Here is a 16,801-nt window from a genome sequence, read left to right as displayed (position 1 = left end):
ATTTTATCATTCGCCGGAATACACTTCCGGCTTAAGAACACCCACATAGGGCAGGTTGCGGTACTTTTCGTCGTAATCCAGACCATAGCCGACCACGAACTCATCCGGCACTTCAAAGCCGCAGTAGTCCGGCTCGATGTCGGCCATGCGGCGGCTGGGCTTGCTGAGGATGGTGCAGATCTTCACGCTGCCGGGGTTGCGCATTTTCAGCACCGGAACCAGCTTGGACAGCGTGATGCCGGTGTCCAGAATATCCTCAACGATCAGCACGTCCCTGCCGGTCAGGTCGGCATCCAGGTCCTTGATGATCTTGACAAGGCCCGTGGAGGACGTGTTTGCACCGCCGTAGCTGGAAACGACCATAAAGTCGATGGCGCAGGGAATCTGAACCGCGCGCATCAGGTCCGCCATAAAGACGACGGAACCCTTCAGGATCGAGACCAGAAGCAGGTCTTTGCCCGCGTAATCGCGGCTGATCTGTGCGCCTAGCTCGTTGACCTTGGCTTTCAGCGCATCTTCCGATACAAGAATGTGGTCAATATCATTGTCCATGCTGTACATCAGAGTTATGCCTCCCCTGTTTTTTCTGTCCGCACCGTCAGTACCTCGTGGGTGTACTCATCGGGGGCACATCCCTCGGCAAAGCCGCAGCCCCACAGCCACAGCACCTCACTGCCGTCAGCCAGCAGCGGCAGCAGCGGCCTTTCGGCCTGCGGTATGCCAAGTTCATTATAATATTTTTTGAGTGTTTTTCGCAGATGGCGTCCTGCCGGGCGGAAGAAGTCCCCCGGCTGCCGTGTGCGCAGAATAACATTCCCCTGTATTTTAGCACAATCTGCGCAACAGTTTAAGTCTTTTTTGAAAATTGGTTGATTTTTTAGAAAATCTTCATACTTTACGACCTGAAATTTCACAAAATAACCACCCGGAAGGTAAAAATCACCCGGTTCAAAGGGCTGCGGCGGCGCGGGAAGGGTCTGAGAACCCTCCCGCGTCAGGCAGACGAGCAGGCCGTCCTGTATTTTATAGTTTACGTCCGGGGTCAGCTGAACAGCACCCTCCCCCTTTAAAACAAGGAAGTGCAGCAGGCTGATATACTTTTCCTCGGCGTCGCGCACGGGGCTGACCAGCGCGTGCAGCGCGGCGTCCAGCACAGGTCCCTCGGCGCGGCGCAAGACCGTGACATCATAGCCGCCCGGCACAGTGGCCGCCTGCAGAAGGGCGGCGGCCTCGCCGGTCAGCCAGTCGTCCAGCGCGCGCATCTGGCGGCAGAGCCGCGCAATGCTGCGCTCGGCGGCGGGGTTGGCGTATTGCAGCGCCGGGATGGCATCATGCCGGATGCGGTTGCGCGCATAGACGTCCTGGTCGTTCGTCTCATCCCGGATATAGTGTTGCCCCAGCGCGGCACAGTATGCCTCGGTGTCGGCGCGGGTCAGGCAGAGGCAGGGCCGCACATAGCAGCCGCGGCGCGGCGGGATGCCGGTCAGCCCGTGCAGACCCGTGCCGCGCGCCATGCGGAAAAGCACCGTCTCAGCCTGGTCGGACATCGTGTGGGCCGTGGCAATGACGGCCTCCTCCCGCGCGGCCAGCTCATCGAACCAGCCGTAGCGCAGACCGCGGGCCCAATCCTCGCTCGGGCGGGGCGGCACCTCTATGCCTTCCTGCACGGCGTCATACAGGAACAGCTCCACGCCGTTCCGGCGGCAGAAGTCCGCCACAAAGTCGGCATCGCGGCGGGCGGTCTCGCCCCGGATGCCGTGGTTGACGTGGGTCGCCAGTACCTCGATCTCCAGCGTGCGGCGATGGCGCAGTAAAAAAAGCAACAAAGCCATCGAGTCTGCCCCACCGGAGCAGGCCGCAATGACTCTGTCGCCAGACTTGAATAGACCCTGTCGGCGGCAGTTGTCCAACAGAGCCTCATCCATACGCTGTACAGTTTTTTCCGCGTCAGAACTCATGGGTCACATCCAGATTGCTGAAGCGCGTGTGCGCGCCGTCCCAGCCCAGACGGACAACGCTCGTCTCGCCGTGGCGGTTTTTGGCTACGATGCACTCGGCCTCATTCTCATTGGCCTGATTTTCCTCGCCGTTCTGGGCATTGTAGTAGGCCGCGCGGTAGAGGAACAGCACGATGTCGGCATCCTGCTCGATAGAGCCGGAGTCGCGCAGGTCGGAAAGCTGGGGCCGGTGATCCGAGCGGCCCGTCGTCTTTTCCGCTGCACGGGACAGCTGGGAAAGCGCGATGACCGGTACGTTCAGCTCTTTGGCCATGATCTTGAGATTCCGGGTAATGTCACTGATCTCCTGCACGCGGCTCTCGGTGCGCTTGGCACTCTGCATCAGCTGCAGGTAGTCAATGATAACGAGCCCGATTTTTTCCTTCTTGGGATCCTGGTTGATCGTGCGGATCTTTGCCTTGATCTCCGGCACCGAGATACCGGAGGAATCGTCCATGTAAATCGGAGCGTTGTAGAGCAGCGACGTGGCCTGGGCAAAATCGTTCCAGTCGGAGTTGTTCAGACGGCCCGTGCGGAATGCCTGGCTGTCGATGTTCGCCGTGCTGGAAAGAATGCGGTCCGTCAGCTGCTCGCAGGTCATTTCCAGACTGAAAATGATCGTCGGCACCTTCTGCTGGCGGGCAACGTTTGTTGCAATGTTCAGTGCAAACGAGGTCTTGCCCATACCGGGGCGGGCGGCCAGAATAATCAGGTCCGAGCGGCCCAGCCCGGTCAGGACCGTGTCCAGATAGTTGAAGCCCGTGGGGATACCAGCGAACTTGTCGCGGTCCGCGCCGCTCAGCTTCTGCATCGTGTCGATGACCTCGAGAATGGACTCGCGGATCGTCTTGACGCCCGACTTGTCGCGCCCGGAGCGGATGTCGTAGATCTTCTGCTCCGCGCTTTCGAGCAGAAGATCGGCGTCCTCACCGGAGGCGGTCTCGTTCAGGATGGACCGGGCGGCGTCGATCAGGCGGCGGCCCTGGTACTTCTCCTTGACGATCTTAAAATAGGAATCAACATTCGAGACCGAGGGCAGCGTCTCGGCGATGCGGGCCAGATAGACCTTGGCGTCGTCGGCGCTGGCAAACGTCTTGTTGCTGGCAAGCGCATTGACAAGCGTGACAATGTCAACGGCCTCACTCTCGGTGTAGAGCGAGCGCATCGTCTCATAGATGGCGCGATTCTGGTCCGAGTAGAACATCTCGGGCTCCATGTCGGTGATGAGGCGGTTCAGCACCGTTTCATCCACCAGCGCCGCGCCCAGCACGCTCTGCTCGGCCTGCATACTGTAGGGCATCTGGATGCCCAGGCTGGCAAGGCTTACTTCTTCATTTTTCGGCATAGCGGACATCCTCCTTCCCTGCCAGACGACAAATTACAGCTCCTCGACCTTCAGCTTGAAGGGTGCGACGATACCGGCGTACAGGCGCACGGAGGCGTCATAGCTGCCGAACTCCTTGATGGCGGAAGGCAGCTCGACCTTCTTCTTGTCGATTTCGGTGCCGGTCAGGGCGGTCAGCAGCTCGGCGACCTCCTTGCCAGTGACCTTGCCGTACAGTTTGCCGGATGCACCGCCCTTGACCTTGGCGGTCACGACCTGGCCCTTGATCTTAGCGGCCAGCTCCTCTGCGGCGCCGCGTGCTTCGGCCTCGTGGTGGGCCTTGGCCTCGCTCTTGGTGCGGGCCTGGTTCAGCGCTGCGGCATCCGCGGGGGCTGCCAGGTTGCGCGGGAACAGGAAGTTGCGGGCGTAGCCGTCCGAAACCTCGTGGATCTCGTCTTTTTTGCCGATGGTCTTGACGTCCTGTTTGAGAATGATCTTCATAAGGGTTTCCCTCCCGAAATTTTTATCACAATTACCGTGCAGTATTTTCCTTTTGCGCCGCGCGGTAAAGGTCGATTTGTTCACGGATGCGGCGCTCCGCATCCTGCAGCGTGCAGTTCTGGAGCTGAGCACCCGCCATCATCAGATGGCCGCCGCCGCCCAGCGGCTCCAGAATGACCTGCACGTTCAGCGCGCCCATGCTGCGCGCCGAGATATTGACGCCGTCATTTTTGGCGACTGCCACAAAGCTGGCATCGACGCCGTTGATGGTCAGCAGATCGTTGGCTGCCATCGGCAGCACAACGTTCATGCCGGCCTCAAGCTCGTCCGACAGGGCAATGGCACAGCCCTTGTATATGTAGGCCGCCTCCACAATGTGGGCGCGGGCCTCGTACTCCTCTTTTGAGGTGTTGAACAGCAGCTTGGTGTCAGCCGTCTGGGCACCGCGGCTGCGCAGCCAGGCGGCAGCCTCAAAGGTGCGCACGCCGACATGCAGTGCAAAGCTGCGGGTGTCCAGCATGATGCCGGCCAAAAGTGCCTGGGCCTCCAGCGGGGTGATGTTGTTTTCCTTCGGCATGAACTGCAGAAGCTCACACACCAGCTCGCTGGCGCTGGACGCATAGGGCTCATGGTAGATCAGCGTTGGGTTGTCGATGTGGCCCACCGCCATGCGGTGATGGTCGATGACGACGACGCGCTTGCACTTTTCGTAGATCTGCTGGCTTTCCAGCAGGCGCTTCTGGTAGGTATCGACGACGATCAGCAGCGTGTTCGGCGTGATGACGTCGAGCGTCTGATCGGGTGCGATAAAGTCGTGGCCCTCGCCTGCATCAAGAAAAGTCTTGAGCAGCGGCCCGGCGAGCGTAGCCTCGCTGTTGATGGCGATGACCGCGGGCACATCACACATTTTGCAGATGCGCAGCACGCCGATGGCGGAGCCGACGGCGTCGAGGTCACTCATGCGGTGCCCCATGATGATAACGCTGTCGCTGCGCTTGATGAGGTCGCACAGCGCGTTGGCAATAATGCGGCTGCGGACGTGGCTGCGCTTCTCGACGCCGTGGGAGATACCGCCGTAGAACTCAAAGCCGTCAACGGTCTTAACGGCGGCCTGGTCGCCGCCGCGGCCCAAGGCAATGTCGATGCTCTCGCGTGCCATCTGGTGGCATTCCTGCAGGGTCTTTCCGCCGTGGCCGACGCCGATGGACAGCGTGGTCAGCCCGCCGGGATGCAGCGCACGGACCTTATCGAGGATGTCAAAGCGCTCCGCCAGCATCCAGCGGACGTCACGTTCCTCCACCACTGCGATGTAGCGGCTGTTCGTGACCTTGCGCAAAAAGCCGGTGCTGCGCCCGATATACTCTTCCAGCAAGCTGTTGATAGCCTCCAGCTCCTTGGCCTGCTCACTGTCCTTCATATCGTCAAACAGCTCGTCATAGCTGTCGATGACGATGATGAGACAGGCCGGACGGCTTTCGTTGTACTCGTCGAGCGTTTCTTTATAAAGCGTATCATTGATGAGATACACAAGGCTGGCCCCGCGGCTGCCCTTGGCTGAGCCTGCATAGGCCGTAAAACGGCGTTCCCCCACTTTCAGGTCCTGCCCGTGCGGGCGGGAGCAGACAGCCAGATCCAACTCCGGCAGAACGCGATTCACCGGGCGAGTCACCGCGTCGTAATCGTCCAGCACATCCTGCCTGAAATACTGGTTGTACCACAAAATGCGCCCGTCGTTGACAAGCACCGTGGGGATGGGCAGATTTGCCAGGCTGTACTGGATACGGCTGTTCTCAAAATCGGTGCTGCAAAGCTGCCTGGCCAGAAACGCGCGCAGGCGGCGGCGCTGGTAGAGCACTACACAGAGCGCGATCAGTACCAGCACCGCAGGCACGGCCAGCAGGGCAGGCTGCGTCAGGGCCACCGGCACGACCATCGCGGCGACGGCGACCAGCAGCAAAAGCAGCAGAGCGGCAATATCCAATCCATCCTTGTGTTTCATCGTACACTCCCCTGTTCAGGAAAACAATTACACTTCCAGCAGAATTGGCAGGATCATGGGGCTGCGCTTGGTGCGGCGGTAGATATAGCTCGACAGCGCCTCGCGCACGCGGGCTTTGACGCTGGCCCAGTCGTGCAGGTTGTCGGCCAGGCTGCGGTCTAGGGCCATCTCCACCTGGGTGCGGGCTCCCTCCATCAGCTCCTCGCTCTCACGCACGTAGACAAAGCCGCGGCTGACGAGATCGGGACCGGAGAGAACCTGTCCGTTGCTGCCGTCGATGGCGGCGGTCACAATGATGATGCCGTCCTCCGACAGGTGGTGGCGGTCCCGCAGGACCACATTGCCTACATCGCCGACGCCGTAGCCATCGACCATCACAGCGCCCGCCGTAACAGTGTTCTCAACGGTCATGCCATCCGCGGAAAGGCGGATGTTCTGGCCGTTCTCGGCGATATAGATATTCTGCTTCGGGATATAGCCCAGATGCTCCGCGGTCTCGGCGTGGCGCTTGAGCTGCTTGAACTCACCGTGCACGGGCAGGAAGAACTGCGGGTGGGCCAGCGTCAGCATGAGCTTCTGCTCCTCCTGGCAGGCATGACCGGACACGTGGGTGTCGTACATATTTTCGTAGATGACCTCGGCCCCGAGAGTCAGCAGGCCGTTGACGACCTTGGTGACGGTCTTTTCATTGCCGGGGATCGGGCGGGCCGAGATGATGATGAAGTCATTGGGGCCGACGCGCACCTGACGGTGGCTGGCCTGCGCCATGCGGGACAGCGCGCTCAGCGGCTCGCCCTGGCTGCCGGTGGTGATGAGCACGACCTTCTCCGGCGGGTACTTGTTGATTTCGTCAATCGTGATAAGCACATTATCCGGCGCGTGCAGGTAACCCAGCTCGCGGGCCATCTCGGTGTTGGAGACCATGCTGCGCCCGCTGACGGCGACCTTGCGGCCCGACTCAATCGCCAGGTCGATGATCTGCTGCACGCGGTAGATGTTGGAGGCGAACGTTGCCACGATGATGCGGCGCTTACCGGCCTTGGCGAACAGGCGGCGCACGCCTTCGGCGACGGTCTGTTCAGTGGCGGTGAAGCCCGGGCGCTCTGCGTTGGTGGAATCTGCCAGCAGCGCCAGCACACCCTTGCGGCCATACTCGGCAATCGTGGGCAGGTCGGTCACGGCGTCGCCGGACAGCGGCGTGTAGTCGACCTTGAAGTCGCCGGTGTGGATGACCACGCCCGCCGGGCAGTCGATGGCGAAGGCCAGCGAGTCCGGGATGGAGTGGTTGACGTGGATCGGCTCAACGGTGAAGCAGCCGAGCGTGACCTTCTGGCGCGGGCGGATCTCATGGAAGATCGCGCTGGACGCAAGGCCGTGCTCCTCGAGCTTGTTCTTGATAAGACCAATCGTCAGCTTGGCGGCGTAGATCGGCACATTGAATTTTTTGAGCAGGTACGGCAGACTGCCGATGTGGTCCTCGTGACCGTGGGTGATGAACAGGCCCTTGATGCGGTCCCTGTTCTCGAGCACGTAGGTGAAGTCCGGGATGACCAGATCGACGCCGAACATATCGGCATCCGGGAACACAAGGCCGCAGTCAACGAGGATCATGTCGCCCTGGCACTCATACAGCGTAATGTTCTTGCCGACCTCGCCGAGGCCGCCCAGCGGGCAGATGTGCATCGGGATGGCCGGGGTCATCTCAAGATGCTCCGGGTTCTTAGGACGGCGTCCGCGGCGCTGGCCCTGGGGGCGCGGTGCGGTAGCCTGACCGTTCTGGGGTGCAGCGCTGTTCTGATTCTGGCGCGGGCGGCGCGGACGCGGAGCCGGGATGCTCTGCGCGGCGGCGTTCTGCTCGGCAGTGGCCGGGGCCGCGGGGCGCGGGCGGCGGGGGCGGGGCTTGTGCTGCGCGTTGGCAGCGTTCTCACCCTGGGGCTTGGGTGTGCGCGGCTTGCGGGTATGGGGCGCACTCTGGCCGTTCTGGGCAGGCTGTGCGGTATTTTTACGTTTTGGCTTGAACTCTTCCATCGAAAAACCTCCGAATCGTCGTATTTCCGGGCTGGTGCCTGCCATCTGCAGGTACCGGATCCCCTCAAAAGCGGTTGCGATCTATGTATTTTAAGAGCGGATGCTCCTATGCCTAATGGAATGGGCGCGGAAAGCCCGCCTGAAAAGACGCGGCCAGGCCCGATAAAACACACAATGCAATTACACTCTATTATAATCGGAAATGGCGTCTATGTCAAATATCTTGCCTTATGAAGCCCGGCTTGCTATAATAGTAGTATTATAGACCAGAATACGGAGTACAACGCATGAAGCATATTGAAATTTATACCGATGGTGCCTGCAGCGGCAACCCCGGCCCGGGCGGCTGGGGCGCGATCCTGCGGTTCCGCACGGCGCAGAAGGTGTACGAGAAGGAGCTTTCCGGCGGCGAGGCCAACACGACCAACAACCGCATGGAGATGACCGCCCTGCTGGAGGCGCTGCGCCAGCTCAAGGAGCCCTGCGCCATTGATCTGTACAGCGACAGCAAGTACGTCATTGACAGCCTGCAAAAGGGCTGGGCCAGGGGTTGGCGCGCCCGCGGCTGGAAGAAAGCAGACAAATCCCCCGCCCTGAACCCGGATCTGTGGGCCCCGCTGCTGGCCGAGAGCGAGAAGCATGAAATCACCTACCACTGGCTGAAGGGCCACGCCGGCCATCCCGAAAACGAACGCTGTGACCGCATGGCTGTGGAGCAAAGCAAGAAATACGGCGGGCGTCAGGCCTGACCTTGGCATAAGGAGAGAAGCATGGACGGTTTTAACACATTTGAAAAGCAGGATAAGGTCCTGCTGGGACTGAACAGCGGCAGTGACGCCGCAGCAGCCATGCGCATTTTGCAGCAGCAGGGCTTTGCAGTGCAGACATTCACGGCTGAGCACGAAGTCACGCCAGCCGGGCTTTTGCAGCTGCTGGCCGACAAAGCCGCCGAGTTGGACTGCGCGTTCATTGCCACCGGGCACTATGCCCGCATCGAGGTGGACGGCGAGGGGCTTTCTCATCTGCTGCCCGCCGCGGACACCGAGGCAGACCAGAGTGCCGCGCTGGCAGGTCTGCCGCAGGAAGTGCTAGCTAAGCTGGTGCTGCCGCTGGGCGAGTTTACCAAGGCAGAAGTGGCGGAGATGCTGGCGGATACGGCGGAATAAATCTTACGACAGCAAAAATGCCTGTGCAGGTTTGAAGCCTGCACAGGCATTTTTGTTTGCGTTGCCTTCCCCCACGGGGGAAGCTGTCAGTGGCTCCGACCACTGACTGATGAGGGCAAAACTTGTGGCAATGACCCGTTTTTGAGTAGTCAGATACACCTTGCCCTCATCCGGCCCTGCGGGGCCACCTTCCCCCGAGGGGGAAGGCTTTTGAGAGTTTCACTTTTTCTTTTTATGCTTCGGCCAGGGCCACCATTTACCCTCTTTTTCGTGCATCCAATGGGCGAGCGGATAGAAGATCATGGCCAGACCGCCCAGCAGGATCAGGATGTACAGCCAGCCCGCAAAGTCAAAAATCACATCCAGTGCGGCCAGCGCAGCCAGAAAGAACCCGGCGTACATCATGAACTGGCCGTTGTGCACCACATAGCCGTTCCAGTTTTCTGGTTTGATCTCGTCGCGGCCTTGGTCGCCCCAGACATTGGGGTTCTTCATTGCGGAGTAGCCGTAAAACGCCAGCACGATGCCGATAACAAAAAGGAATTCAAACAATGGGGTGTCCTCCCGGAATTATTTTTTGAAGAAGGGGCTGAAATCAAACGTTGCAAAGTAGTCCTCCGGCGTCTCGGCGCGGCGGATGAGCTGGTGGGAGCCGTCCTCCTTCAGCAGGACCTCGGCACTGCGCAGCTTGCCGTTGTAGTTGTAGCCCATCGAGAAGCCGTGTGCGCCGGTGTCATGGATGTAGACGATGTCGCCGATGTCGATTTCCGGCAGCATACGGTCAATGGCGAACTTGTCATTGTTCTCACACAGACCGCCGGTGACGTCGTACTTGTGGTCGCAGGGGGTGTCCTCCTTGCCCAGCACCGTGATGTGATGGTAGGAGCCGTACATGGCAGGGCGCATCAGGTTGGCCGCGCAGGCGTCAACGCCGATGTACTCCTTGTAAATATGCTTCTGGTGCAGCACAGTGGTGACAAGTGCGCCGTAGGGTGCCAGCATGAAGCGGCCCATCTCGGTGAAGATAGCGACATCACCCATGCCGGCGGGCACCAGAATCTCCTCAAACTTCTTGCGCACGCCCTCGCCGATGGCGGCAATGTCGTTGCTGCGCTGGTCGGGGCGGTAGGCAATGCCGACGCCGCCCGAAAGGTTGATGAACTTGATTTTTGCGCCGGTGCGCTTGTGCAGGCGAACGGCCAGCTCAAACAGGATACCGGCCAGCTTCGGGTAATAGTCGTCAGTCACGGTGTTGCTGGCCAGGAAGGAGTGGATGCCGAACTGCTCGGCACCGGCAGCCATCAGCCTGGTGTAAGCCTCGGCCATCTGATCCTCGCTCATGCCGTACTTGGCGTCGCCGGGGTTGTCCATGATACCGTTGCCCAGCTCGAACACACCGCCCGGGTTGAAGCGGCAGCAGACGGTCTTGGGCACGCCCGCGACCTTTTCAAGGAACGCAACGTGGGTCAGGTCGTCCAGATTGATGTACGCGCCGAGGTCGTAGGCTTTCTTCATGTCCTGCGCGGGCGTGTCGTTGGAGGAAAACATGATGTCGCTGCCCTTGAAGCCGCAGGCCTCGCTCATGAGCAACTCAGTATAGCTGGAGCAGTCAACGCCGCAGCCCTCCTCCTGCAGAATCTTCAGCAGGTAGGGGTTGGGCGTGGCCTTTACGGCGAAATATTCTTTAAAGCCCTTGTTCCAACTGAACGCAGCGTTGACCCTGCGGGCGTTCTCGCGGATTCCCTTTTCATCGTAGAGGTGGAACGGGGTGGGAATATCGGCGGCGATCTCCTTCGCCTGGGCAAGGGTGATAAACGGCTTTTTCTGCGGCATGATGGTCTTTCCTTTCCCTTTATATACTTCGTATAGGCTTATTATATACGGTTTGTAAGGCGACGGCAAGAGACTTTGGGAAAAATAGCGCTGTAGGGGCCGGACATGTCCGGCCCGCGGCTGTATGGCAAGCATATGCTACTGGGAAGGCTGCGGGCGGGGCATGCCCCGCCCCTACTGCGCAGCCACAATGAAAAAGACCGTTCCAGCACCGGAACGGTCTTTTATCCTATTTACAGCACAGTCTCCGCGTGGTCGCCCTGAATGTGGAGTCTGGCGGTCAGCAGGCGGTTGTCCAGTTGACGGCAGGTCCAGCGGTACGCAGGGTACAGGAACAGGCAGGCCGCGATCCATGCGGCGGGATTGGACAGCTCCGCGCCGAAGTATCCCAGAACCGGGACCAGTACAATTGCCACCGCCGTGCGGGCGACCATCTCGGCCACACCGGCCAGCATAGCGAGTGACGAGAAGCCGAGTCCCTGAATGGTGTAGCGCCAGACGATCAATGCCCCCAGCGGCACAAAGAACACGCTGTTCCAGAACAGATACTCGCGGCCCATGGCAACGATGTCGACCTCCTTGGCTGTGTCAAGGAACAGCGACATGATCTGCACGTCGGTAAAATGCAGAACGAAAGCCGATGCCACACCGTAAATCAAAATAATGAGCATTGCGCTGTTGACGCCCTGTCGCACACGATCCATCCGGGATGCGCCGAGGTTTTGCCCGGCGTAGGTTGCCATGGCCGTGCCGACGCTCTCCATCGGAACGGTCAGCAGCCCCTGGGTCTTGCCTGCTGCGGTGACGGCGGCAACGGCGGTGCTGCCCAGCACATTGACCGCCCACTGCATGATGACGCTGCCAATGGCCGTGATGCTGCACTGCAGACCCATGGGTATACCGATGCCCAGCAGACGTGCGCAGGCCTTTTTGCTGTAGGCAAAGTCAGATTTCTGCATCTTCAGCACATCAAATTTACGGCTCAGATAGATAAAGCTCAGCACACCGGAAATGACCTGCGAGATGTCAGTGGCCAGCGCCGCCCCCAGAACACCCATCTGAAACGGGATGATGAACAAAAGGTCGAGCCCGATGTTGAGCGCACTGGTCAGGATCAGAAAGTACAGCGGCGTCTTGCTGTCGCCCAGTGCGCGCATGATGGCCGCCACCATATTGTACAGAAAGATGAACGGGATGCCTGCAAAAATCCAGCCAATGTAGATGACCGCGCCGTCAATGATGTCGTCGGGCGTCTGCATCAGCTGCATCATCGGACGGGTCAGCGCAACGGTGCTGATGGTCAGCACCACACTGGCTGCAATGCAGAGCCAGGCGGCGTTGGCCACATGGCGGCGCAGATCACTGTAATCCCGCGCGCCGAACAGCTGCGCGATTGGGATCGCAAAGCCGTTGCAGACGCCGATGACGAAACCCAAGATCAGATAGTTGACCGAGCCGGTAGCGCCGACAGAGGCCAGCGCACTGACACCGCAGAACCGGCCAACGATGATGGTGTCCGCCAGCGCATAGAACTGCTGGAACAGGTTGCCCAGCACCAGCGGCAAGCTGAACAGGAGAATAACTTTGAGCGGACTGCCGCTCGTAAGGTCTTTTGTCATGATTTTTCATACCCTATTATATACGTGCATAATTTCGTGCGGATTGTATTATAGCACGCACAGATACAAATGCAAGAGGGCTGACCACACAAATTTTGCGTTCTTTTCGGCAAAACAGCACCGGATGGCAAAAGCGTATTTTCTTGCGCAGCGGCGGCAGATTTCAGGCGCCTGACAGGTGTTATTTCCAGAATGCGGCCAGCTCCGCTGTCAGCGCCTGCGCCGAGTCCACGGTTTTCAGCTGCTCCCAGTGCGGCGGCATCAGGCGGCTGGTGTCGGGGGCCAGGAACCGGTCATCAATAAGCAGGACAACACCGCGGTCCTCCGGCGTGCGGATGACCCGGCCTGCCGCCTGCAAAACCTTGTTCATGCCGGGGAAACGGTAGGCATAGTCAAAGCCGGAGCCGCGCGTCTGCTCAAAGTAATCGCGCAGCTGCTCCTGCCTCGGGCCGACCTGCGGCAGGCCCGGGCTGACGATGGCTGCACCGATGAGGCTCTCCCCCGTCAGATCGACGCCCTCGCCAAAAACGCCGCCCAGCACCGCAAAGCCCAACAGCGGTCTGCCGTCGGATTTCTGAAACTGTGCCAGAAACTCCGCGCGTTTTCCCTCGTCCATAGCGCTTTCCTGACAGAGGGTCGGCTGGTCCGGGTAGCGGGCGGTGAAATCCTCCCACACCTGCTGTAAATAGCTGTAGCTCGGGAAAAACGCCAGATAGTGCCCGGCCCTCGCCCCGGACATCACGGCCAGCAGGTCAGCGACCTTGGCAATGCTGTCCGCGCGGTCCTTGTAGCGGGTGCTGACGTGGCGGGCGCACCACAGGCCCAGATGCTCCGTATCAAACGGGCTGCGCAGCGCTACAGCGCGGGCATCGGGCAGACCGCACAGATCTCTGTAATAGCCTGCCGGAGCCAGCGTCGCGCTGAACAGCACCGCCGCGCGGCCCTTGGCAAAGTCCGCCGCCAGAAAGTCACTCGGGTCCAGGCAGAGCATTGCGGCACGGACCTCATTGCCGTGGGCAGAGATTTGCAGTACAAAGTGATCGTCGAACGTGTCCGCCACGCGCAGCCAGGCGCGGATGTCAAAGTATAATTGCAGCAGTGCCTCGTGGGTCTCGTCGGGGTCGCGGTGCTCGTCAAGCCAGATCTCCAGCGGCTCGCAGAGCCTTGTCAGCGCGCGGTCAAGCTCATCGGCGCGGGACTTTTCAAAGAACGTGCGGCCAAAGCGGCTGTCGCCGGGCGCTTCCTCGCAGCGGTGCCGCCACTCGATGAAGATGTCGTTGACCTTTGTCAGCGCGTTTTTCAGGCTGCTTTTGCCCTTGCCCAGCCGCTTTTTGGCGTCGTAGAAGGCGCTTTTGGCAAGGACGGCACTGTGCATGCTCCTGGCGCGGTCCGGAAGATTATGTGCCTCATCGAGCAGAAACAGATAGTCCCCCGCTGTGTCAAAAAAGCGTTCCAAATGCACGACGGGGTCAAACAGGTAGTTGTAGTCCCCGATGACTACATCACACCACAGGCTTAGATCCAGCCCCAGCTCAAACGGACAGACCTTATGTCTGCGAGCCAGCATCTGTAGGGCGTCAGCGGTCAGAGCGTGGGTGTCCAGCGCATCCCACAGCGCCGTCCTGACGCGATCATAGTAGCCTTTGGCATAGGGGCATGCCTCGGGCGTACACTCGCGCCGATCCTGCATACAGATTTTGTCTTTGGCCGTCAGCGTTACGCTGCGCAGCTTTAAATCGGCGTCGGACGCCCGCAGCAACGCCAGCGCGTTCTCCGCTGCCGCACGGGTCGTGCCGCGGGCTGTCAGGTAAAAGACGGGGCCGCCCTGCCCCACAGCCTTTAACGCCGGGAACAGCACGCTCATCGTCTTGCCGATGCCGGTGGGTGCCTGGCAGAGCAGCTGCCCGCCCTCGGTGCAAATTTTGTACACCGCGCCGATCATGGCCCGCTGGCCCGGACGATAGCCGGGAAACGGAAATTGCAGCGCCGCCAGTGACGTGCGGCTGATGCGCTGCCACTCGGCAGCACGCTTGGCCCACGGCGCGTACTGCGTCAGCAGGTCGGTCACAACGGCGTCCAGCGCGTCGGCGGTGTAGTCATGGCTGAAACGAAATTCCAGTTCTTCATCGACCTGAAAGTAGGTCAGCCGCACCCGCATAGCGGGCAGGCCGTTCTGGCGCGCGTAGATGGCCGCATAGATCTGCGCCTGTGCCCAGTGCTCCGGGCTTTGCTCACCGGTGATGAGCTCGGGCGGCAGAGTTGTGGTTTTGATCTCATCAATAGTCGGCATGCCGTCAGTATCGGTAAAAATACCGTCGGCACGGCCCTCCAGCGTGTAGGTGATTTGGGCACAGGCGTAGTCCTGCTTCAACGCCGCCTCGGCCTGGTAGTCCGGGTACTCTTTTACGGCGGCACGCTGCAATTTGCGGTGCAGGCGTGCACCCTCCAGCGCGCGGTCAAAGCCGGTAAAGCGGCTGTCAATGCTGCCGGTGCGCAACAAAAACTCCACCAGACGCCGTATGGGCAGCGTCAGTGCCAACGTTTCAGGCTCCATGCCGCTTCCCTCCTTGCATCCGGTGGTATCTTTTTAATAGGTATGTTCGCAGACCTCTGTGATTTTCTGCCGCAGGGCCACAAAGTCGCCAAAGACAGCGGGCTTGTTGTCTGGGTAGCGCAGCAGCGCTGCGGGGTGGTAGGTTGCCATGAACAGTGTGCCCTGTTTGTCGAAAAATTTACCGTGGTCGCGGGAAATCGAGAAGCCCGGGTCGAGCATCCGCTGCGCGGCCACGCGGCCCAGACAGACAACGATTTTGGGACGGATCAGCTGAAATTGCTGGCGCAGCCAAGGCATGCACGCGGCGGATTCTTCCGGCAGCGGGTCGCGGTTCTGCGGCGGGCGGCATTTGACGATATTGGCAATATAGACGTTTTTGTCACGGCTCAAGTCGACGGCCTCCAGATAGTGGTCCAGCAGCTGGCCGCTCTTGCCCACAAAGGGAAGACCCTGCTCGTCCTCGTTGGCACCGGGGCCCTCGCCTACGAGCATGACCTCGGCGTGTGCGGCACCCTGGCCAAAGACGACGCTGTGGCGCGTCTCGCACAGGCCGCAGCGGCGGCAGGCCAGGCATTCCTGTTGCAATGCTTGCAGTTCCATAATATACTTCCTCTGACATGGTTAAATCGGGCGCGGCGCACCCATACTGTAAGGAAAAGGAGGGGCAGGCGTATGGCACTATTTTTGCGGGGACTCTGCCTGCTGGCGGGGTATCTGTTCGGCGGTTTTTTGACAGCGGAGGTCGTGGCGCGGTGCACGGCGGGCGTCAGTGCGCGGGATATTGGCACCGGCAACCCCGGCATGGCGAATATCGCGACACATCTTGGTAAAAAGGCCGGGCTGCTGGTTCTGGCGGGCGACGTCATCAAGACTGCGGCGGCCTGCTGGTTCTGCCACCAGCTTGCGCCGGAGCTGGGGCTTACCGCTTTGCTGTACGGCGGGCTTGGCGCGGTGCTCGGGCACAACTGGCCGATTTGGTACAAGGGCCGGGGCGGCAAGGGCGTGGCCGTCACCTGCGCGTGGCTCATGCTGTACCTGCCCGTCACCGGTGTGCTGTGCTGTCTGGCGGGCGGCGTGGCTGTGCTGCTGACCGGATATCTGCCGGTAGGCGCGGTGCTGATTGCCGCGCTGGCTGTGCCGGTGGGCTGGCTGCAATACGGCACCGAGGCCGGTGCTGTACTGGCCCTGAATGCAGTTATCATGGTCACGCGGCACTGGGCCGGTCTGCAGCGGATACATCGCGGCGAGGAGCTGCAGTTCTTCCGCCCGAAACTCTGATATAATCTATCATACCACGCCCTGCCCCGGAATGCAATGTTCTTTAGGTTTTTACGCAACTGCGCTGTATTTTATCAAAGCTGAAAAAATCGGCAAAAAATATCAAAAAAAGTGTTGACATTTTGCGTGTCAGCCGCTATAATTAACAACGTTGCAGCTGCCACGGCAGCGCACAAAGCTGGGTATGGCCCGGTAGTTCAGTTGGTTAGAACGCTAGCCTGTCACGCTAGAGGTCGTCAGTTCGAGCCTGATTCGGGTCGCCATACGCTGCTATAGCTCAGTTGGTAGAGCGCATCCTTGGTAAGGATGAGGTCAGCAGTTCAAATCTGCTTAGCAGCTCCAGCGCTGATGCCCACAGTGCAAGATACGCATTGTGGGCATCATTAGTATAGGGGCATAGCTCAGTTGGTAGAGCAGCGGTCTCCAAAACCGCGTGCCGAGGGTTCGAATCCTTCTACCCCTGCCAAAAGCCGCTTATCTCGTTTGAGGTAAGCGGCTTTTT

14 protein-coding genes and 3 tRNA genes are annotated in these 16,801 nt (G+C 60.1%); 6 read left to right on the top strand and 11 right to left on the bottom strand.

The window, feature by feature from the left end:
• Positions 1-6: 6 nt before the first annotated feature.
• The 6 genes from hpt to B5D32_RS03180 are packed head-to-tail and all read right to left on the bottom strand — an operon-like array spanning position 7 to position 7,849.
• Positions 7-552: a hypoxanthine phosphoribosyltransferase gene (gene hpt / locus B5D32_RS03205; RefSeq protein WP_200805165.1), complete on the bottom strand. Its 546-nt coding sequence runs from the start codon at positions 550-552 to the stop codon at positions 7-9.
• Between the two features lie 14 nt (positions 553-566).
• Positions 567-1,925 carry a tRNA lysidine(34) synthetase TilS gene (gene tilS, locus B5D32_RS03200; protein WP_078783650.1) on the bottom strand — a complete coding sequence of 453 codons (1,359 nt, stop codon included), beginning with the start codon at positions 1,923-1,925 and terminating at the stop codon, positions 567-569.
• Between the two features lie 22 nt (positions 1,926-1,947).
• On the bottom strand, positions 1,948-3,351 hold the full coding sequence (gene dnaB / locus B5D32_RS03195) for a replicative DNA helicase (RefSeq protein ID WP_143402661.1): 1,404 nt from the start codon (positions 3,349-3,351) through the stop codon (positions 1,948-1,950).
• Positions 3,352-3,375: 24 nt separating this feature from the next.
• Positions 3,376-3,822 carry a 50S ribosomal protein L9 gene (gene rplI, locus B5D32_RS03190; RefSeq protein WP_078783648.1) on the bottom strand — a complete coding sequence of 149 codons (447 nt, stop codon included), beginning with the start codon at positions 3,820-3,822 and terminating at the stop codon, positions 3,376-3,378.
• Positions 3,823-3,853: 31 nt separating this feature from the next.
• Positions 3,854-5,821, bottom strand: a complete 1,968-nt coding sequence (locus B5D32_RS03185) for a DHH family phosphoesterase (protein ID WP_078783647.1) — start codon at positions 5,819-5,821, stop codon at positions 3,854-3,856.
• A 27-nt stretch (positions 5,822-5,848) separates the two neighbouring features.
• A complete protein-coding gene (locus B5D32_RS03180; protein WP_078783646.1) occupies positions 5,849-7,849 on the bottom strand; it encodes a ribonuclease J in 2,001 nt (666 codons plus the stop codon).
• A 287-nt stretch (positions 7,850-8,136) separates the two neighbouring features.
• On the opposite strand from B5D32_RS03180, the gene rnhA reads away from it, so the two are divergent.
• Positions 8,137-8,598 carry a ribonuclease HI gene (gene rnhA, locus B5D32_RS03175; RefSeq protein ID WP_078783645.1) on the top strand — a complete coding sequence of 154 codons (462 nt, stop codon included), beginning with the start codon at positions 8,137-8,139 and terminating at the stop codon, positions 8,596-8,598.
• 21 nt (positions 8,599-8,619) lie between these two features.
• Positions 8,620-9,015, top strand: coding sequence for an adenine nucleotide alpha hydrolase family protein (locus B5D32_RS03170; RefSeq protein ID WP_078783644.1), 396 nt, complete (start codon positions 8,620-8,622; stop codon positions 9,013-9,015).
• Positions 9,016-9,234: 219 nt separating this feature from the next.
• Here B5D32_RS03170 and B5D32_RS03165 read toward each other — a convergent pair whose 3' ends face one another.
• The 5 genes from B5D32_RS03165 to B5D32_RS03145 all read right to left on the bottom strand — a co-directional run bounded on the left by B5D32_RS03165 (position 9,235) and on the right by B5D32_RS03145 (position 15,621).
• Entirely contained in the window at positions 9,235-9,567 is a 333-nt protein-coding gene (locus B5D32_RS03165) for a hypothetical protein (protein ID WP_143402660.1), read from the bottom strand.
• An 18-nt stretch (positions 9,568-9,585) separates the two neighbouring features.
• Positions 9,586-10,848 (bottom strand): diaminopimelate decarboxylase family protein, encoded by a 1,263-nt coding sequence (locus tag B5D32_RS03160; protein ID WP_078783643.1) that lies wholly within the window; start codon positions 10,846-10,848, stop codon positions 9,586-9,588.
• 233 nt (positions 10,849-11,081) lie between these two features.
• Positions 11,082-12,467, bottom strand: a complete 1,386-nt coding sequence (locus B5D32_RS03155; protein WP_078783642.1) for an MATE family efflux transporter — start codon at positions 12,465-12,467, stop codon at positions 11,082-11,084.
• 181 nt (positions 12,468-12,648) lie between these two features.
• Positions 12,649-15,021 (bottom strand): ATP-dependent DNA helicase, encoded by a 2,373-nt coding sequence (locus B5D32_RS03150; protein ID WP_078783641.1) that lies wholly within the window; start codon positions 15,019-15,021, stop codon positions 12,649-12,651.
• Positions 15,022-15,054: 33 nt separating this feature from the next.
• Positions 15,055-15,621, bottom strand: coding sequence for a uracil-DNA glycosylase (locus B5D32_RS03145; protein ID WP_078783640.1), 567 nt, complete (start codon positions 15,619-15,621; stop codon positions 15,055-15,057).
• Positions 15,622-15,693: 72 nt separating this feature from the next.
• Between B5D32_RS03145 and B5D32_RS03140 the strand changes: the two genes are divergently transcribed.
• The 4 genes from B5D32_RS03140 (at position 15,694) to B5D32_RS03125 (ending at position 16,765) form a co-directional block, all read left to right on the top strand.
• A complete protein-coding gene (locus tag B5D32_RS03140) occupies positions 15,694-16,299 on the top strand; it encodes a glycerol-3-phosphate acyltransferase (RefSeq protein ID WP_078783639.1) in 606 nt (201 codons plus the stop codon).
• Positions 16,300-16,485: 186 nt separating this feature from the next.
• A tRNA-Asp gene (locus B5D32_RS03135) sits at positions 16,486-16,562 on the top strand.
• A gap of 3 nt (positions 16,563-16,565) precedes the next feature.
• Positions 16,566-16,641 (top strand) — tRNA-Thr (locus B5D32_RS03130).
• A gap of 48 nt (positions 16,642-16,689) precedes the next feature.
• A tRNA-Trp gene (locus B5D32_RS03125) sits at positions 16,690-16,765 on the top strand.
• Positions 16,766-16,801 lie beyond the last annotated feature (36 nt).

The organism is Gemmiger formicilis (genome assembly GCF_900167555.1).
Classification (GTDB): Bacteria; Bacillota; Clostridia; order Oscillospirales; family Ruminococcaceae; genus Gemmiger; species Gemmiger formicilis.
This window is presented reverse-complemented; position numbering and strand designations above follow the sequence as displayed.

Bases quoted from the DNA above. Each gene is read 5' to 3' on its own strand.
- hpt (WP_200805165.1), bottom strand. From the start codon at position 552: ATGGACAATGATATTGACCACATTCTTGTATCGGAAGATGCGCTGAAA.
- tilS (WP_078783650.1), bottom strand. From the start codon at position 1,925: ATGGATGAGGCTCTGTTGGACAACTGCCGCCGACAGGGTCTATTCAAG.
- dnaB (WP_143402661.1), bottom strand. From the start codon at position 3,351: ATGTCCGCTATGCCGAAAAATGAAGAAGTAAGCCTTGCCAGCCTGGGC.
- rplI (WP_078783648.1), bottom strand. From the start codon at position 3,822: ATGAAGATCATTCTCAAACAGGACGTCAAGACCATCGGCAAAAAAGAC.
- B5D32_RS03185 (WP_078783647.1), bottom strand. From the start codon at position 5,821: ATGAAACACAAGGATGGATTGGATATTGCCGCTCTGCTGCTTTTGCTG.
- B5D32_RS03180 (WP_078783646.1), bottom strand. From the start codon at position 7,849: ATGGAAGAGTTCAAGCCAAAACGTAAAAATACCGCACAGCCTGCCCAG.
- rnhA (WP_078783645.1), top strand. From the start codon at position 8,137: ATGAAGCATATTGAAATTTATACCGATGGTGCCTGCAGCGGCAACCCC.
- B5D32_RS03170 (WP_078783644.1), top strand. From the start codon at position 8,620: ATGGACGGTTTTAACACATTTGAAAAGCAGGATAAGGTCCTGCTGGGA.
- B5D32_RS03160 (WP_078783643.1), bottom strand. From the start codon at position 10,848: ATGCCGCAGAAAAAGCCGTTTATCACCCTTGCCCAGGCGAAGGAGATC.
- B5D32_RS03155 (WP_078783642.1), bottom strand. From the start codon at position 12,467: ATGACAAAAGACCTTACGAGCGGCAGTCCGCTCAAAGTTATTCTCCTG.
- B5D32_RS03150 (WP_078783641.1), bottom strand. From the start codon at position 15,021: ATGGAGCCTGAAACGTTGGCACTGACGCTGCCCATACGGCGTCTGGTG.
- B5D32_RS03145 (WP_078783640.1), bottom strand. From the start codon at position 15,621: ATGGAACTGCAAGCATTGCAACAGGAATGCCTGGCCTGCCGCCGCTGC.
- B5D32_RS03140 (WP_078783639.1), top strand. From the start codon at position 15,694: ATGGCACTATTTTTGCGGGGACTCTGCCTGCTGGCGGGGTATCTGTTC.